General features: G+C 62.5%; 13 protein-coding genes. 9 read left to right on the top strand and 4 right to left on the bottom strand.

Annotation, left to right across the window (positions count from 1 at the left end):
* Positions 1-210: 210 nt before the first annotated feature.
* From nth to map, 4 genes are read right to left on the bottom strand one after another with little or no spacing between them, the layout of a single operon-like run.
* Complete coding sequence (gene nth / locus RLO07_RS06785; protein ID WP_462291380.1) at positions 211-867, bottom strand: endonuclease III; 657 nt, start codon at positions 865-867, stop codon at positions 211-213.
* A 4-nt stretch (positions 868-871) separates the two neighbouring features.
* The gene (dapC, locus tag RLO07_RS06780; protein ID WP_462291379.1) at positions 872-2,062 is read right to left on the bottom strand and encodes a succinyldiaminopimelate transaminase; all 1,191 of its coding nucleotides are present in this window, start codon (positions 2,060-2,062) and stop codon (positions 872-874) included.
* A gap of 6 nt (positions 2,063-2,068) precedes the next feature.
* Positions 2,069-4,774, bottom strand: a complete 2,706-nt coding sequence (gene glnD / locus RLO07_RS06775; protein WP_462291378.1) for a [protein-PII] uridylyltransferase — start codon at positions 4,772-4,774, stop codon at positions 2,069-2,071.
* Positions 4,761-5,534 carry a type I methionyl aminopeptidase gene (map, locus tag RLO07_RS06770; RefSeq protein ID WP_462291377.1) on the bottom strand — a complete coding sequence of 258 codons (774 nt, stop codon included), beginning with the start codon at positions 5,532-5,534 and terminating at the stop codon, positions 4,761-4,763. The genes glnD and map overlap by 14 nt, the downstream gene beginning before the upstream one ends.
* A 361-nt stretch (positions 5,535-5,895) precedes the next feature.
* Between map and rpsB the strand changes: the two genes are divergently transcribed.
* The 9 genes from rpsB (at position 5,896) to bamA (ending at position 15,950) form a co-directional block, all read left to right on the top strand.
* Positions 5,896-6,654 carry a 30S ribosomal protein S2 gene (gene rpsB, locus RLO07_RS06765; protein WP_462291376.1) on the top strand — a complete coding sequence of 253 codons (759 nt, stop codon included), beginning with the start codon at positions 5,896-5,898 and terminating at the stop codon, positions 6,652-6,654.
* Between the two features lie 115 nt (positions 6,655-6,769).
* The gene (gene tsf / locus RLO07_RS06760) at positions 6,770-7,627 is read left to right on the top strand and encodes a translation elongation factor Ts (protein ID WP_462291375.1); all 858 of its coding nucleotides are present in this window, start codon (positions 6,770-6,772) and stop codon (positions 7,625-7,627) included.
* Between the two features lie 155 nt (positions 7,628-7,782).
* Positions 7,783-8,508: a UMP kinase gene (gene pyrH, locus RLO07_RS06755; RefSeq protein ID WP_462291374.1), complete on the top strand. Its 726-nt coding sequence runs from the start codon at positions 7,783-7,785 to the stop codon at positions 8,506-8,508.
* A 29-nt stretch (positions 8,509-8,537) separates the two neighbouring features.
* Complete coding sequence (gene frr / locus RLO07_RS06750; protein WP_462291373.1) at positions 8,538-9,095, top strand: ribosome recycling factor; 558 nt, start codon at positions 8,538-8,540, stop codon at positions 9,093-9,095.
* A 13-nt stretch (positions 9,096-9,108) separates the two neighbouring features.
* The gene (gene uppS, locus RLO07_RS06745; RefSeq protein ID WP_462291372.1) at positions 9,109-9,882 is read left to right on the top strand and encodes a polyprenyl diphosphate synthase; all 774 of its coding nucleotides are present in this window, start codon (positions 9,109-9,111) and stop codon (positions 9,880-9,882) included.
* Positions 9,875-10,711, top strand: a complete 837-nt coding sequence (locus RLO07_RS06740; protein ID WP_462291371.1) for a phosphatidate cytidylyltransferase — start codon at positions 9,875-9,877, stop codon at positions 10,709-10,711. The genes uppS and RLO07_RS06740 overlap by 8 nt, the downstream gene beginning before the upstream one ends.
* Before the next feature lie 2 nt (positions 10,712-10,713).
* Entirely contained in the window at positions 10,714-11,925 is a 1,212-nt protein-coding gene (gene ispC, locus RLO07_RS06735) for a 1-deoxy-D-xylulose-5-phosphate reductoisomerase (RefSeq protein WP_462291370.1), read from the top strand.
* Complete coding sequence (gene rseP, locus RLO07_RS06730) at positions 11,925-13,280, top strand: RIP metalloprotease RseP (RefSeq protein WP_462291369.1); 1,356 nt, start codon at positions 11,925-11,927, stop codon at positions 13,278-13,280. Before ispC ends, rseP begins: the two co-directional genes overlap by 1 nt.
* 102 nt (positions 13,281-13,382) lie before the next feature.
* Positions 13,383-15,950 (top strand): outer membrane protein assembly factor BamA, encoded by a 2,568-nt coding sequence (bamA, locus tag RLO07_RS06725; RefSeq protein WP_462291453.1) that lies wholly within the window; start codon positions 13,383-13,385, stop codon positions 15,948-15,950.
* Positions 15,951-15,952 lie beyond the last annotated feature (2 nt).

Genomic DNA, 15,952 nt, shown 5'->3' with positions numbered 1-15,952 from the left:
CCTTGCGCGGCCAGCTGGCAGCGCAAGAACACAGCAGGAACGCGCGCCGCATGCGCCCGGAATGGAGTATCGGAGTCCGCGTCTCCCGGAGCGACGCAGCGGTCGCCAGGCCGCCACGCGAACGAAGCGATCCACGGGGCAGTCCCGGAGCGACACTGCGCCGGGACGCGCAGTCCGTCAGGCCGCCCCGCGAACGAAGCCTCAACAGTATCAGGCCTTGCGCGTCTGTTTCGGGTGCTTGCGCTCCGGGTAACAGGTTCTGCATATCTCGCAGACCCGCCCATCGCAGCCCCGCGCGCTGCAGAACTCGCGGCCGTAGTAGATGATCTGCAGATGCAGGCGATTCCAGTACTCACGCGGGAACAGGCGCTTGAGGTCGCGCTCGGTCTGGACCACGCTCTTGCCGCTGCTCAGACCCCAGCGCTGGGCCAGGCGATGGATGTGGGTGTCCACCGGGAAGGCGGGTATGCCAAAGGCCTGGGACATGACCACGCTGGCGGTCTTGTGGCCGACCCCGGGCAGGCGCTCGAGTGCTTCCATGTCCGCCGGCACCTCGCCGCCGTGCTCCTCCAGCAACAGTTCGCTGAGGCGCTTGATGGCCTGCGATTTTTGCGGTGACAGGCCGCAGGGGCGGATGATCTCGCGGATCTGGTCGACTTCCAGCCCTGCCATGGCGGCGGGTGTGTCGGCCAGCGCGAACAGGGCAGGGGTGACCTGGTTGACCCGCTCGTCGGTGCACTGGGCGCTGAGCAGGACCGCGACCAGCAACGTGAACGGATCCTTGTGCTGCAGCGGGATCGGCGGCTCGGGGTACAGTGTCTGCAGGCGCTGCAGGATAAAGGCGACCCGCTCGGGTTTGCTCAGCATGCTGCTACAGCGCCCCCAGCAACTGTACCATGCGCTGGGCAGCCTCCACGCAGTCCTCCTGCGAGGCCACCAGTGCCATGCGTACCCGGTTGGCGCCGGGATTGCCGCTGTCGGTGTCCCGTGCCAGATAGCTGCCGGGTACCACGGTCACATGTTGCCGGGCGTAGAGCTGGCGTGCGAAATCCGTGTCGCTGCCCGGGGTTTCCGGCCACAGGTAGAAGCCGGCATCCGGGCGCTGCACCCGCAGGTGCCCGGAGAGTATGGCCAGCACGGCGTCGAATTTCTCCCGATAGCGCTGGCGATTGACCCGCACGTGCTCCTCGTCGCGCCAGGCGGCACTGCTGGCATGTTGATGGTGCAGCGGCATGGCGCAGCCGTGATAGGTGCGGTAGCGGAGGAAGTCGGCCAGTACTGCGGCATCGCCGGCGACAAAGCCCGAACGCAGCCCGGGCAGGTTGGAGCGCTTGCTCAGGCTGTGGAAGACAACGCAGCGCCGGTAGCTGTCGTTGCCCATGCGCGCACAGGCCTGTAACAGACCAGGCGGCGGGGCCGCTTCATCGCTGTAGATCTCCGAGTAGCACTCGTCGCTGGCGATGATGAAGTCGTACTTTTGCGCCCGTTCCACCAGCGCCTGCAGTTGTGGAATCGACATCACCGCGCCGCTGGGGTTGCCTGGGCTGCAGATGTACAGCAACTGGCAGCGGCGCCACCAGCTCTCGGGCACGCTGGCAAAGTCGGGCAGATGGCTGCTGGCCGCAGTGGCATTGATAAAACCGGGTTCGGCGCCTGCCAGCAGGGTCGCGCCCTCGTAGATCTGGTAGAAGGGGTTGGGACTCAGCACCATGGCTTCCGGGCCAGCGGTCACCACCGCCTGGGCGAAGGCAAACAGGGCCTCGCGGGTGCCGTTGACTGGCAGTACCTGTGTTTGCGGGTCTACGGCCGTGAGCTGGAACCGACGCTGCAGCCAGGCGGCAATGGCTTCCCGCAAGCTGTCCTCGCCGCGGGTGGCCGGGTAATTGGCCAGCAGTGGCAGATGTGCCGCCACGGCATCCAGCACGAACTGCGGCGAAGGGTGCCGCGGCTCGCCAATGGACAGGGGAATGTGTGGACGGTCCGCAGGTGGCTGCAGATCCGCGAACAGTGCCCGCAGCTTTTCAAAGGGGTAGGGTTGAAGTCGGTCCAGCAATGTATTCATCGGTGGTCAGGTGTCCCCTGCCTGGTCGTCCAGCTGTTCTCGAATGGCGCGCTGGATAGTCTCGCACAATACCGGATCGGTCAGCGGCTGTTGCTGTGCGTCGGTGATAAAGAAGACGTCCTCCACCCGCTCGCCCAGGGTCTGGATCTTGGCGGCCTGCAGGTCCACGTTGTAGTCGACGAAGATCCGTCCGATGCGGGCCAGCAGGCCCGGCCGATCGCGGGAGGACACTTCCAGCACGCTGACATTCATGATCTCGTCAATCGACATGCTGGTCTCGGTTGGCACCAGAAAGGACTTGATCTGGCGCGGGGTGAGACGCTGGACATTGGGTGCCCGGTCCAGGTTGGAGGCCAGGGCCCGGCTCAGATGGTCCTTGATATGCCGCAGGCGTGCACTTTCCTCGGCAATGGAGCTGCCGTCCGAGTTCAATACGTAGAACGTGTCCAGGCTCATGCCGTCGCGGGCGTTGTAGATACGGGCGTCATGGACGCTGAGCTCCAGCTGTTCGAGTTCGGCGCAAACACGCGAAAAGAGCTGCGCGTGGCTGCGGGCATGAATGAAGATCTGCGTGGTATTGGCCACGCTGGAGTCAGAGCTGTTGCGGATCAGCACCAGCGGCTGGTCGCGCTCATAGTGCCCGGCAATGGCTTCCGTATGCCAGGCGATGTCCTCGGGTTTTTCCCGCAGGAAGTAGTCCTCGCCCTGTTCGCGCCAGAGATCCTCCAGCTCCTCCACAGTGAAGCCGCGGTATTCCAGCAGATCCGTGGCGGTCTTGCGGGTCTGCTCAATCCAGACCTGCTTGTCGACGGGATTCTCGAGACCGCGGCGCAGGGCTCTGCGGGTACCGGTGTAGAGCTGGCGCAGCAGGCTGCCGCGCCAGGCGTTCCAGAGCGTGGGATTGGTGCCGTTGATGTCCGCCACGGTGAGCGTAAACAGGTAGTCCAGCCGGTCGAGGTCGCCGACGTGGTGGGCGAACTGCTGGATCACGTCCGGGTCGGAGATGTCCTTGCGCTGGGAGACGGCGGACATGGTGAGGTGGTTTTGCACCAGCCATACCACCAGCCCGGTGTCATGCTCGTCGAGGCCATGCTCCTGGCAGAAGCGCTCGGCGTCGACCGCGCCCAGCTCCGAGTGGTCACCGCCCCGGCCCTTGCCGATGTCGTGATAAAGGCCGGCGATGTACAACAGCTCGATTTTCGGCAGTCGGCGGGCCACCCGGCTGGAGACGGGGAAGCGCTCGTCGAACTCGGGTTTCTGGAAGCGCCGCATGTACTGGATCACTTCCAGAGTGTGCGCGTCCACGGTGTAGGTGTGGAACAGATCGTGCTGCATCTGGCCGACGATGCGCCCGAACTCGGGCAGATAATTGCCCAGCACGCCATAGCGGGTCATGCTGCGCAGCAGGCGGGTCATGTTGTAGGGCGAGCGCAGGATCTCCAGAAAGCTGGCGCGATTGCGCGGATCCGCTCGGAAGGTGCTGTTGATCAGGTGGCGGTGCTCCCGGATCAGACGGATGGTGGGTGTTCCAACGCCGATAATACCCGACTCCCGGCCCGCCAGTACGAAGATCTCCAGCAGGGCGCCGGGTTCAGTACTGAACAGATCGTCGCGCAGGGCTTCGATGTAGCCGTTGCGGACCTGGAAGCGCTCGTTGAGGATCCTGACGTCATCCACCGTGTCCGCCCGCAGGATGGCCTGGTCAAAGTTCTGGATCAACAGCTCATTCAGCTCGCCCAGGGCCAGGGCCCAGCGGTAGTAGGTCTGCATGAACTGCTCGACCGCCAGCTTTTCGCCATCCTGGAATCCCCACATGGCGGCCAGTTCACGCTGGTGATCAAACAGCAGCCGGTCCTCTTCGCGGCCGGCGTTCAGGTGCAGGGCATAGCGGACCTGCCACATGAAATCCCGGCCGTGCAGCAGCATCCTGCGTTCGTCCGGGGTGAGGAACTCGCCGGTGTCCATGGACTCCAGGGAGTCAACGCCGAAGTGGCGCTCGGCTATCCAGGCGATGATCTGCAGGTCGCGCAGGCCCCCGGGTGAACTCTTGACATTGGGCTCGAGGTTGTACTCGGTGTCGGCGAACTTGGCGTGGCGTGCGCGCTGTTCCTGCAGCTTGGCACGGAAAAAGTCGGCGCTGGGCCACATGTGCGCGGGACTGGTCCGCTCCCTGACGTCTTCCATCAGGGCTTCCGGGCCACGAATGACCCGGGTCTCCATCAGGTTGGTGAGTATGGTGATATCCCGGCGCGCCTTGCTGCAGCACTCGCTGACAGTGCGTACGCTGTGACCGACATTCAGTCCCAGGTCCCAGAGCTGGGTCAGGAATTGCTCCAGCTGCTCGTGGCAGCGCTCGCTGTCCTCGCCCAGCAGCACCAGGATGTCGATATCCGAGTGCGGGTGCAGTTCGCCGCGGCCGTAACCGCCGACGGCGACCAGGGCCGGCTCTACCCCGGACCAGTCGCGGCTGTCCCAGAGGGCGCCCAGCAGTGCATCCATGAACTGCGCCCGCAGGTGCAGCAGCCGCGCCACCCGGGTGCCACTGCGGAATTCTGCGTGCAGATAGTCGGCTGCGGCCTTCAGGGCCTGCTTGCCAATCTTCAGGGTGTCGCCGCGGCCGATTGCGGCCGCAAAGGCGCCCGGATCAAACAGCTCCGGTGGCAGGCTGTCATCCCGGTCTGTCATGGGCGGGGTATTCTCAGAAGTGCTCATTGCTGCGCCGGGTGAAAACTTCGCAGCCGTCGGCGGTCACCCCCAGGCTGTGTTCCCACTGGGCGGACAGGCGACCATCCCGCGTGGACACGGTCCAGCCATCCTTTTGATTGAGCTTGGTGTGACGCCGGCCGGCATTGATCATGGGTTCGATGGTGAAGGTCATTCCCTCCTCCAGTACCAGCCCGGTGCCTTTGCGGCCGTAGTGGAGGACCTGCGGGTCCTCGTGGAACACCTGGCCGATGCCATGACCGCAATATTCCCGTACCACGGAGTAATAGTTCTTCTCCGCGTGTTGCTGGATTACCGCACCGATATCGCCTAGCGTGGTGCCCGGACGGACAATTTCGATGGCCCGGTAGAGGCACTCCTGGGTCACCTTGATCAGGCGCTGGGCGTGGGCTGCAACCTCCCCGACTTCCACCATGATGCTGCTGTCGCCGTGATAGCCATCCTTGATGACGGTGACATCGATATTGATGATGTCGCCGGATTTCAGTCTCTTGGTATCGGAGGGGATGCCGTGGCAAATCACCTCGTTGACCGAGGTACAGATCGAGCGCGGGAAGCCGTGATAGTCCAGCGGTGCGGGGATGGCCTGCTGCACCCGGGTAATGTGCTCGTGGCAGATGCGATCCAGCTCGCCGGTGGTGATGCCGGGTTCAACCAGGGGCTCGATCATTTCCAGCACCTCGGCTGCGAGCCGGCCGGCGACCCGCATTTTCTCGATTTCGGCCTCGGTCTTGATGGTTACTGCCATTGCTTGCCTTTTCGCTTCAGGATCTATTGCAACTGCGAGGGAGCGCAGCCGGACTGCCAGGGTGCTGGCGGCCAAAGGCATGTATTCTACAACATCTGCGTGCCTTGTGAGTAATCGGCACCCCGGCGGCCATTGGCGTGACTGCACTGGCCCGGAACGTTTGTGCCCCCTGGTCTTTTCAGTTTGGTCCCGTTGTGGTATAAAGCGCGCCTTCTTTTCGGGCTCGCCGCCGTGTGGTGGCCCCCGGCAGGAAGAAAACCCTAACGACGCACACATATCGACACCTGCGCCAGGGTGCCGGCTCCGGCTGGTTTGGCGCACGGGATATGTGGAGGATTAACCCAATACAAAGGTATTTACCATGTCGCAAGTAAGCATGCGCGACCTGCTGCAGGCGGGCGCACACTTTGGTCACCAGACCCGTTACTGGAACCCGAAGATGGATCGCTACATCTTCGGTGCCCGCAACAAGATCCACATCATCAACCTTGAGCACACGGTGCCGGCCTTCAATGAAGCGCTGACCCTGATCAAGAAGTTGTCCGGCAACAAGAACAAGATCCTGTTCGTCGGCACCAAGCGCGCTGCCGGCAAGATCATCAAGGAGCAGGCCGACCGGGCCGGGATGCCCTATGTCAGCCATCGCTGGCTGGGCGGCATGCTCACCAACTACAAGACAATCCGCGCCTCCATCAAGCGCCTGCGCGAGCTTGAGGCCCAGCAGGCCGATGGCACCTTCGCCAAGCTCACCAAGAAAGAAGCGCTGATGCGTACCCGCGACATGGAAAAGCTGGAACGCAGTATCGGCGGTATCAAGGACATGGGTGGCCTGCCCGACGCGCTGTTCGTGATTGACGTTGACCACGAGCGCATTGCCATCACCGAGGCCAACAAGCTCGGTATTCCGGTGATAGGCATTGTCGATACCAACAGCAACCCCGACGGCGTCGATTACGTCATCCCCGGCAACGACGACGCCATTCGCGCGGTCAAGCTCTATGTCAGCGCCGTGGCAGATGCCTGCCTGGCAGGCAAGGTTGAAGCTGGCGACATGAGCGCTGTCCGCGACGAGTTCGTTGAAGTGGAAGCCGCCGAGGCGCCTGCCGCGGCCGCCGAGTAAGCACCCCGGTCCCGGTGCGGCCGTCGCGGCTGCTCCGGGGCATCCCGGCCTCCGTCCGGAGGTACACGTTCAAGTACACAGCGCCCCGTGTGGGGTCGCAGCAGGAGGAACAGCCATGTCTGCAGCATTGGTCAAGGAATTACGTGAGCGCACTGGTCTCGGCTTGCTGGAGTGCAAGAAGGCACTGGCAGCCGCTGATGGCGACGTCGAGAAAGCCATTGAAGAGCTGCGCAAGTCCAGCGGCATGAAGGCAGCCAAGAAAGCCGGTCGCACCGCCGCGGATGGCGTTGTTACCACCCGCATTGCCGAGGATGGCAGCTATGGTGTGGTAGTCGAAGTCAACAGCGAGACCGATTTCGTCGCCCGTGACGAGAACTTCATGGGCTTCGTCAAAAAGGTGGTCGATGCGGCGTTCGAAGGCCGCCAGACCGACGTCGAGGCCCTGATGGCCGGTGAGCTGGAAGCGGCGCGCGAAGCGCTGGTACAGAAAATCGGCGAAAACATCGGTGTGCGCCGCATCCGCCTGGTCACCGCCGATGCCGGCGTTGTCGGCGCCTATGTCCACGGCAATAATCGTATCGCGGTACTGGTGGAGCTGAAGGGTGGCGACCAGGACCTGGCCAAGGACGTTGCCATGCACGTTGCTGCGGTCAATCCCCAGGTCGTGTCACCCGATGAGATGCCGGCAGAGGTGATTGAGAAGGAGCGTGAAATCTACACGGTGCAGGCGCAGGATTCCGGCAAGCCTGCGGAAATCATCGAAAAGATGATAGGCGGCCGGATCAAGAAGTTCCTGGCCGAGAACAGCCTGGTAGAGCAGTCCTTTGTCAAGGACCCCGACATTACCGTCGGCAAGCTGGTCGCCGCGGCCGGTGCCGAGGTGGTGTCCTTTGTCCGCTTCGAGGTGGGTGAAGGCATTGCCCGGGAGCAGGTTGACTTCGCCGCCGAGGTCGCCGCCCAGCTGAAGGGCTGAGGGGGCAGCAGGACAAGCAGAGACGGGGCCCAGGCCCCGTTTTTTGTGTCTGCTGCAGGCAGCAGGCGTCCGCAGCCGCGACAGATTCTGGACCGGGGCACTAGGGAGCTGGCTCTTTGTCCTGTAATATAACTGGACTTCGGGAGATATCAGACATGCCACAGACTGCGGGTGACAAGAAATACAAGCGGATTCTGCTGAAACTCAGCGGCGAAGCCCTTACCGGCAGCGAAAGCTTTGGTATCGACCCGAAGATACTTGACCAGCTGGCGCTTGAAATTGGTCAGCTGGTGGGGATAGGCGTGCAGGTTGGGCTGGTGGTCGGCGGCGGCAATCTGTTTCGCGGGGCTGCCCTGCAAGCGGCGGGGCTGGACCGGGTTACCGGTGACCACATGGGCATGCTGGCCACGGTGATGAATGCGCTGGCCCTGCGCGATGCCCTGGAGCGCTCGAACATCGCCACCCAGGTCATGTCCTCCATCCCCATGAGCGGGGTTGTCGACCACTATGACCGGCGCAAGGCCATCCGCGCCATCAGCAATGGCGACGTGGTCATTTTCTGTGCCGGCACCGGTAACCCGTTCTTCACCACCGATTCCTCGGCCTGCCTGCGGGGTATCGAGATAGACGCGGAACTGGTGTTGAAGGCGACCAAGGTCGATGGCGTCTATTCGGCCGACCCGATGAAGGTGGCTGATGCAGTCAAATATGAGCGCCTCAGTTATGACGAGGTGCTGGACAAGAAACTGGAGGTCATGGATCTCACGGCCATCTGTCTCTGCCGCGACCACAAGATGCCGGTACGCGTGTTCAAGATGGAGGATCGTGGGGCGCTGCTCAGTATTGTGCGCGGCGGACAGGAAGGGACCTTGATCCAATAGCGCGGACCGGTATTGCAAGGAGAGAAAAAGTGATCGAAGACATCAAGAACGAAGCCAGGGACAGGATGGAGAAGAGCGTCGAAGCTCTGGTACACAATTTCAACAAGATTCGCACCGGTCGCGCTCATCCGAGTATTCTCGACTCGGTCAAGATCGAATACTACGGCGCCGAGACACCGCTCAACCAGATGGCCAACATCAACGTGGAAGACGGCCGTACCCTGGCGCTGACGCCCTGGGATCGCTCCATGATTCCCCAGATTGAGCGGGCCATCATGAAATCTGACCTCGGCCTGAATCCGGCCACCTCCGGCGAGGTCATCCGCATCCCGATGCCTTCGCTGACCGAAGAGACCCGCAAGGGCTTTATCCGTCAGGCCCGCAGCGAGGCCGAGGCTGCCCGGGTGTCGGTCCGCAATGCCCGCCGGGACGCCATGAACATGCTCAAGGAACTGGTGAAGGAGAAGGATATCAGCGAGGATGACGAGCGTCGCGGCCAGGACAGCGTGCAGAAACTGACCGACGTCTACGTGGAACGCATCGAAAAAATGTTGGCGGACAAAGAAGCCGACCTCATGGAAATTTAGTCCCGTTCAGGGTATGGCCAGTCGCGAAACGCCAATCGTTACCAACCCTGCTGCGGTGCCGCGCCACGTTGCCGTCATCATGGACGGCAACAACCGCTGGGCCCGACGCCAGGGCCTGCCCGGGCATGCCGGTCACCGTGCCGGTGTCGAGACTGTGCGCAGCATCCTGCGTTCCTGTCGCCAGCACAAGGTCGAAGTGCTCACCCTGTTTGCGTTCAGTAGCGAAAACTGGGGCCGCCCTCAACCCGAAGTCAGGGCACTGCTGGCACTGCTGTCGCGCTATCTGCGCAGCGAAGTGCGGGAGTTGCACAAGGACGGCGTCCGTCTGCGTTTCATTGGCGAGCGCGGTCGCTTCAGCGAGCGTTTGCAGCGGCTGATGACCAATGCCGAATATCTGACCTGCGAGAATCGCGTGGCGACAGTCGTGATAGCGGTGGACTATGGCGGCCGCTGGGATATTGCCCAGGCGGCGCGCAGGCTTGCGGAGCAGGTGCAGGCGGGGACCCTGCAGCCGGAGGATATCACCGAAGCCTCGGTCGACCGGGAGGTCTCGATCAGTGACCTGCCGCCGCCGGATCTGTGTATTCGTACCGGCGGCGATGCCCGTATCAGCAATTTCATGCTCTGGCACTTTGCCTACAGTGAACTCTACTTCACCAATACCCTGTGGCCCGATTTTGGCGAACTCGAGTTTGCCCGGGCGCTGGCGGATTACTCCCGGCGTGAGCGCCGTTTCGGCTTGCGAGAGCCCGATGGCCTGCTGTCGGGGGTGGGCGGCGATGCTTAGGCAGCGGGTGATTACCGCTGTCGGCATGGCGGGTCTGTTCCTCGCGGCGGTGCTGCTGCTGCCATTGATCGCCCTGGCTGCGGCCTTTGCGCTGGTGGTGGTTCTCGGAGCCTGGGAGTGGGCGCGACTGGCCGGGTGGCAGGCCACCGCTGCGCGCCTGCTGTTTGCCGCGATCCTTGCTGGAATGCTGCTGTTCCTGTTTTTCTATGTGGAGCTCGGCAACGAGCCCCGGCGCGAGCAGATACAGCCACTGCTGGGGGTCGCCTGCCTGTGGTGGTCGTTTTCCCTGTTGTGGGTCAAGAGCTATCCGGCGAGCGCGGCACTCTGGCACAGCCGGGTCATGCGCAGCCTGATGGGTCTGCTGATCCTGTCCAGCGCCTGGCTGGCGGCGGTTTACCTGCTGACCCTTCCCCGCGGTGGCCTGTTGATGGTTGCCCTGGTCCTGGTGGTTGCGGCCACCGATATCGGCGCCTACTTCGCCGGTACCCGCTTTGGCCGTCACAAACTGGCGGAGCGGGTCAGTCCGGCCAAGACCTGGGAGGGCTTTTGGGGGGGAATGGCCTGCGCCATCGCCCTGGCACTGGTACTGTGGTGGGTTATCCCTGCCCGGATGGCCCACGTCAGTCTCGCTGCGGTGGTGGCAGTCGTGCTGATGACGGCGCTGGCATCGGTGCTCGGTGACCTCACCGTGAGCATGGTCAAGCGCGAAAGCGGGGTCAAGGACAGCGGCTCTCTGCTGCCCGGTCACGGCGGTTTGCTGGACCGCCTTGACAGCCTCTGCAGCGCGGCACCCGTGTTTGCCCTCGGCCTGTTGCTGGCGGGGTGGTAGCGATGACGGCTGCGCAAAATGTGGCGGTGCTGGGCAGCACCGGCTCCATCGGGGTCAGCACCCTGGATGTAATAGCGCGCCATCCGCAAAAGCTGCGTGCCTGGGCTCTGGCGGCGAATCGTTCGGTGGCTGCCATGGCGGCACAATGTCTGCGCTTTCAGCCTCGCTACGCGGTGATGATGGACGCCGATGCGGCCGCCGAACTGGAGGTCCTGCTGGCCGGAAACTGCGACACCCGGGTGCTGGCGGGTGCGGAGGGCCTGCAGCAGGTCGCCACCCACGAGGCCGTGGACGCCGTGATGGCGTCCGTGGTTGGCGCTGCCGGGTTGCCCTCGACCCTGGCGGCGGCGCGGGCGGGCAAGCGGATCCTGCTGGCGAACAAGGAGTCGCTGGTGATGGCCGGACACCTGTTGATGGCGGCGGTGCGGGACGCGGGCGCACTGCTGCTGCCCATAGACAGTGAACACAATGCCATTTTTCAGTGTCTGCCGGTGGATGCTGAGGGCAGGTCCGGACTGGCGGGTGTCAGTAAGGTCTTGCTGACCGCCTCTGGAGGACCTTTCCGGCAGTGGACTGCGTCGGCGATTGCCGCAGCAACCCCGGATCAGGCCTGCGCACACCCCAACTGGTCCATGGGCAGAAAGATCTCCGTGGATTCCGCGACCTTGATGAACAAGGGGCTGGAGCTCATCGAGGCCTGCTGGCTGTTCGATCTGGCGCCGGAGCAGGTTGATATCGTGGTGCACCCCGAGAGCATCGTTCACTCCATGGTGCAATACACGGACGGTTCGGTTCTGGCCCAGCTGGGCAACCCGGATATGCGCACTCCGATAGCGTACGGCCTCGGCTGGCCGCTGCGCATGGAGTCAGGCGTGGCCCCGCTGGATCTGGTGGCGTTGTCGAAACTGCACTTCGAGGCACCCGACGAGGGCCGCTTCCCCTGTCTGCGCCTGGCCCGAGAGGCCATTGCCGCCGGCGGTACCGCAATGGCCGCCTGCAATGCCGCCAATGAGGTCGCCGTGGAGGCCTTTCTCTGTGGTGGTATCGGTTTTACCGACATCCCGCGGGTCATCGAGGCGACCCTGGAACAGGTCGCTGTTGTTGAACCGACCTCACTGGCTGTGGTCGAAGCTGCGGACAGCGAGGCCCGTCAGGTGGCGGCCGCGCAGTTGGCCCGGTTGCGGGCCGGTAGCCTTGAGAGTTTGGAGCGTTAATGGATCTGGCTTTTACCATCGGCATCACCCTCATCACCCTCGGCGTACTGGTGGCGGTGCATGAATACGGCCATTTCTGGGTCGCGCGTCGTTGCGGCGTCAAGGTTCTGCGCTTTTCGATTGGTTTCGGCAAGTCGCTGTATACCTGGCACGACAGGCACGGCACCGAGTACTGCATAGCGATGATACCGCTGGGCGGCTACGTCAAGATGCTTGATGAACGCGAGGGCGACGTGGCCGCAGCGGATCTGGAGCACGCCTTCAACCGCAAGCCCGTCCTGCAGCGTATTGCCGTTGTGGCCGCGGGTCCCCTGGCCAACTTTGCCCTGGCGATTGTCGCCTACTGGATTCTGTTCATGGGCGGTGAATCCGGCTACGCCCCGGTGATTGGGTCGGTGCAATCCGGCTCGGTGGCGGACGCGGCGGGCCTCAGGGTCGGCCAGGAAATCGTGGCTGTCGACGGTGAGGAAACCCCGACCTGGCAGGCCCTGAGCTTCCGCCTGCTGGACCGGATCGGGGATACCGGCAGCATTCGGTTCACCGTCAGGGAGTCCGGGTCGGATATGCTGTACCAGTCCGAGGCGGCGCTGCAGCGCTGGTTGTCGGAGCAGGAAGAACCGGACCTGTTCGGTGGGCTGGGGATCAGCATGTACACCCCGGAGGTGCCGCCGGTGGTTGACGAAGTAGTCGCTGACAGCCCCGCGGCACGCGCCGGCCTGCAGGCCGGCGACCGGGTGCTGCGCGCCGATGGCATTCCCATGCCCCAGTGGATGGACTGGGTGGAGTATGTACGCGAGCGCCCGGGACAGCGGATCGAGCTGGAGCTGAGCCGGGACGGCCAGCTGCAGACCACGACCATCGTTCCCGATGGCGAGGCGGATGCCAGCGGGGCAATGGTGGGCCGTGTTGGTGTTGCAGTAGCCATGCCGGCGATGCCGCCGGAAATGGTTCGCCAGTTCCAGCGCGGTCCCCTGCAGTCCCTGGGGGCGGCTGTTACCCGCACCGGTGAGCTTACCAGCTTCACTCTCAGTTCAATCAAGAAGATGTTGCAGGGCCTGATCTCGCCAAAAAACTTGAGTGGCCCCATTACCATTGCTAAAGTGGCGTCCGCTTCCGCCAAGTCGGGCCTGGAGTCCTGGATTGGCTTCCTTGCCCTGTTGAGCGTCAGTCTTGCGGTGCTGAACCTGTTGCCCATACCGGTGCTGGATGGCGGCCATCTTCTGTACTACACGATGGAGTTGCTGGCAGGGCGGCCAGTACCCGAGAAAATACAAGCATTGGGGTATCAGCTGGGGCTGTTCATGATCCTCGGGATCATGGCGTTGGCGCTGTATAACGACTTTGCGCGCCTGTAGCCCGGTGGATTCAGCCGGTACTTACATAATCATGACCTTGGGGTCGGGCCTTATCCGGTGGTTGGACATATTTTGAAAAAACGCATGCAACTGATGCTGGCAATGATCTTGCTGGTTCTCTCGCCCCTGGTCCAGTCCCAGGATGCCTCCTTTATCGTTGCCGATATCCGGGTCGAGGGCCTGCAGCGAATATCGGCGGGCTCGGTGTTTGCCGCCATGCCCCTGGCGGTCGGTGATCTGGTGAATGCGGAAGCCATCCGCGCTGCTGCCCGCAGCCTGTTTGCTACCGGCAATTTCGACGACATCCGCATCGGCCGTGATGGCAATGTACTGGTGGTGATCGTGGTCGAGCGGCCGAGCATCAGCGAGATCAATATTGAGGGTAACAAGGCGATTGAGACCGAGGCGTTGTTGGACGGCTTGCGCGGCGCCGGCCTGGCAGTCGGGCAGGTTTTCCAGCGCTCCACCCTGGAAGGCATGCAGCTTGAACTGCAGCGGCAGTATGTGCAGCAGGGCCGCTACGATGCCAGCATCGAGACCGAAGTCCTGCCCGAGCCGCGGAACCGCGTCTCTGTCAATATTGATGTCGATGAGGGCACGGTTGCTGCGATCAAGCACATGAACATCGTCGGCAACGAGATATTCGACGACGAAGAGCTGACCGACCTGTTTGAGCTGAAGACCACCGGCTGGTTTTCTTTCTTTACCAATGACGACAAATATTCCCGGGAAAAGCTTACCGGCGATTTGGAAGCCCTGAGTTCCTGGTACCTGGATCGGGGCTACCTGCAATTCTCCATCGATTCCACCCAGGTGTCGGTATCACCCGACAAGAAGGCGGTCTACATCACCGCCAACGTCACCGAAGGGGAAAAGTTCACCGTCAGTGATGTCGACCTGTCCGGGGACCTGGTATTGCCGGAGTCGGATCTCACCCGGTACGTCCTTGTCTCCGAAGGCCAGACCTTTTCCCAGCAGCTGGTCACCTCTACCGAGGAGTTCATGACCCGCCGATTGGGCAACGAAGGCTACAATTTCGCCAAGGTCACCGGTATTCCTGAAGTCAATGAAGACGATAACACCGTCGCCCTGAAGTTTTTTGTGGACCCGGGCAAGCGCACCTATGTCCGCCGCATCAGTTTCCAGGGTAACCAGAAGACGGCCGATGAAGTACTGCGGCGCGAGATGCGGCAGATGGAGAGCGCCCCGGCTTCCGCCGCGGCCATCGAGCAGTCAAGGATTCGGCTGGAGCGTCTGGGCTACTTCAGCAAGGCAACCGTCGAAACACCGGAGGTGGCAGGGCACGACGACCTTATTGATGTCGACTTCACCGTCGAGGAGCAATCCTCGGGCAGTATTGGTGCCAGCTTTGGTTATGCCCAGGACGCGGGCCTGATTTTCGGTCTTAACCTGCAACAGGACAACTTTCTCGGTACCGGTCGCCGGATCGGGATTGGCCTCAATTCCTCCCGGTTTCAGGATCTGTACAATTTCAGCTACACCAATCCGTATTTCACCGAAGATGGCGTTAGCCGCGGCTTCAGCGTGTTCTACCGGTCCACTGATCTCTCCGAAATCAACGTGGCGCGCTATACCACGGATACCCTTGGCGCCTCATTGAATTTTGGCTATCCGATCAAGGAAACCCAGCGTCTGGGCTTCAGCTTCGGCGTGGCCAACACGGATATCACCGCCGGTCGCTTTGCGGTACAGGAAATCAAGGCGAGTCCGCGCCTGGTGGATGGTGTGGACGGCTTCTATGAAAGTACGCGGCTGCCGGATGGTACCTATTCGGGGCCGGAAACTTTCCTGCCGATTGCCGATTTGCCGCCGGATGCCCTGACCATTCCGCCGGAACAGGGTTTCCTTGATCGCAATGGTGACCAGTTCCTGAACTGGACCACCTCCCTCAGCTGGAGCCAGTCCACTCTGAACCGCGGTATTCTCGCGACCCGCGGCACCTCCCAGTCCCTGGTGTTTGAATTGGCTGTTCCGGGGTCTGATGCCGAATTCTACAAGCTGGTCTACCGGGGCGAGCGTTTCTTCCCCATTACCAACGAGTGGATTGTGCGCGTGCGGGGCGAACTGGGCTATGGCGACGGCTACGGCGGTACCACCAACCTGCCGTTCTTTGAGCACTTCTTCTCTGGCGGTTTCGGCTCCGTACGCGGGTTTGAGAGCAATACCCTGGGGCCACGCGGGACACCCGCAAGCCTGTACGATATCAGCCAGCCGGCCACCGCAGTTGACGAGGACGGTCAGCCGACGCAGGTGGGTGGTGAGGACGGCCGTCTCTTCGGCTATGTCGTCGATCCGGAAACCGGCAAGTTGTCGTTCAATACCCTGAATACCCAGCCCGACCCCTTTGGTGGCAACGCCTTGATCGAGGGTAGTGTGGAACTCCTGTTTCCGCTGCCCTTCCTCAAGGATCGCAGCAAGCTGCGCTCGGCGTTCTTTATCGACGCCGGTAACGTGTTCAACACCAAGTGTGCCCGCAACCAGCTCAACTGTTTCGACGTTGATGCCGATGAGTTGCGCTACTCGGTGGGTGTCGGTGTTACCTGGATTACCGGGTTCGGCCCCATGAGCTTCAGTCTTGCCAAGCCGCTGAACGAGTCCGACCAGGATGAGCGGGAAATATTCCAGTTCTCACTGGGTCGGGGCTTCTGATT

The organism is Haliea sp. (genome assembly GCF_040221975.1).
Classification (GTDB): Bacteria; Pseudomonadota; Gammaproteobacteria; order Pseudomonadales; family Halieaceae; genus Haliea.
This window is presented reverse-complemented; position numbering and strand designations above follow the sequence as displayed.

Excerpts from the sequence above, each read along its gene's own strand:
- nth (WP_462291380.1), bottom strand. The coding sequence starts at position 867 with ATGCTGAGCAAACCCGAGCGGGTCGCCTTTATCCTGCAGCGCCTGCAG.
- dapC (WP_462291379.1), bottom strand. The coding sequence starts at position 2,062 with ATGAATACATTGCTGGACCGACTTCAACCCTACCCCTTTGAAAAGCTG.
- glnD (WP_462291378.1), bottom strand. The coding sequence starts at position 4,774 with ATGAGCACTTCTGAGAATACCCCGCCCATGACAGACCGGGATGACAGC.
- map (WP_462291377.1), bottom strand. The coding sequence starts at position 5,534 with ATGGCAGTAACCATCAAGACCGAGGCCGAAATCGAGAAAATGCGGGTC.
- rpsB (WP_462291376.1), top strand. The coding sequence starts at position 5,896 with ATGTCGCAAGTAAGCATGCGCGACCTGCTGCAGGCGGGCGCACACTTT.
- tsf (WP_462291375.1), top strand. The coding sequence starts at position 6,770 with ATGTCTGCAGCATTGGTCAAGGAATTACGTGAGCGCACTGGTCTCGGC.
- pyrH (WP_462291374.1), top strand. The coding sequence starts at position 7,783 with ATGCCACAGACTGCGGGTGACAAGAAATACAAGCGGATTCTGCTGAAA.
- uppS (WP_462291372.1), top strand. The coding sequence starts at position 9,109 with ATGGCCAGTCGCGAAACGCCAATCGTTACCAACCCTGCTGCGGTGCCG.
- RLO07_RS06740 (WP_462291371.1), top strand. The coding sequence starts at position 9,875 with ATGCTTAGGCAGCGGGTGATTACCGCTGTCGGCATGGCGGGTCTGTTC.
- ispC (WP_462291370.1), top strand. The coding sequence starts at position 10,714 with ATGACGGCTGCGCAAAATGTGGCGGTGCTGGGCAGCACCGGCTCCATC.
- rseP (WP_462291369.1), top strand. The coding sequence starts at position 11,925 with ATGGATCTGGCTTTTACCATCGGCATCACCCTCATCACCCTCGGCGTA.
- bamA (WP_462291453.1), top strand. The coding sequence starts at position 13,383 with ATGATCTTGCTGGTTCTCTCGCCCCTGGTCCAGTCCCAGGATGCCTCC.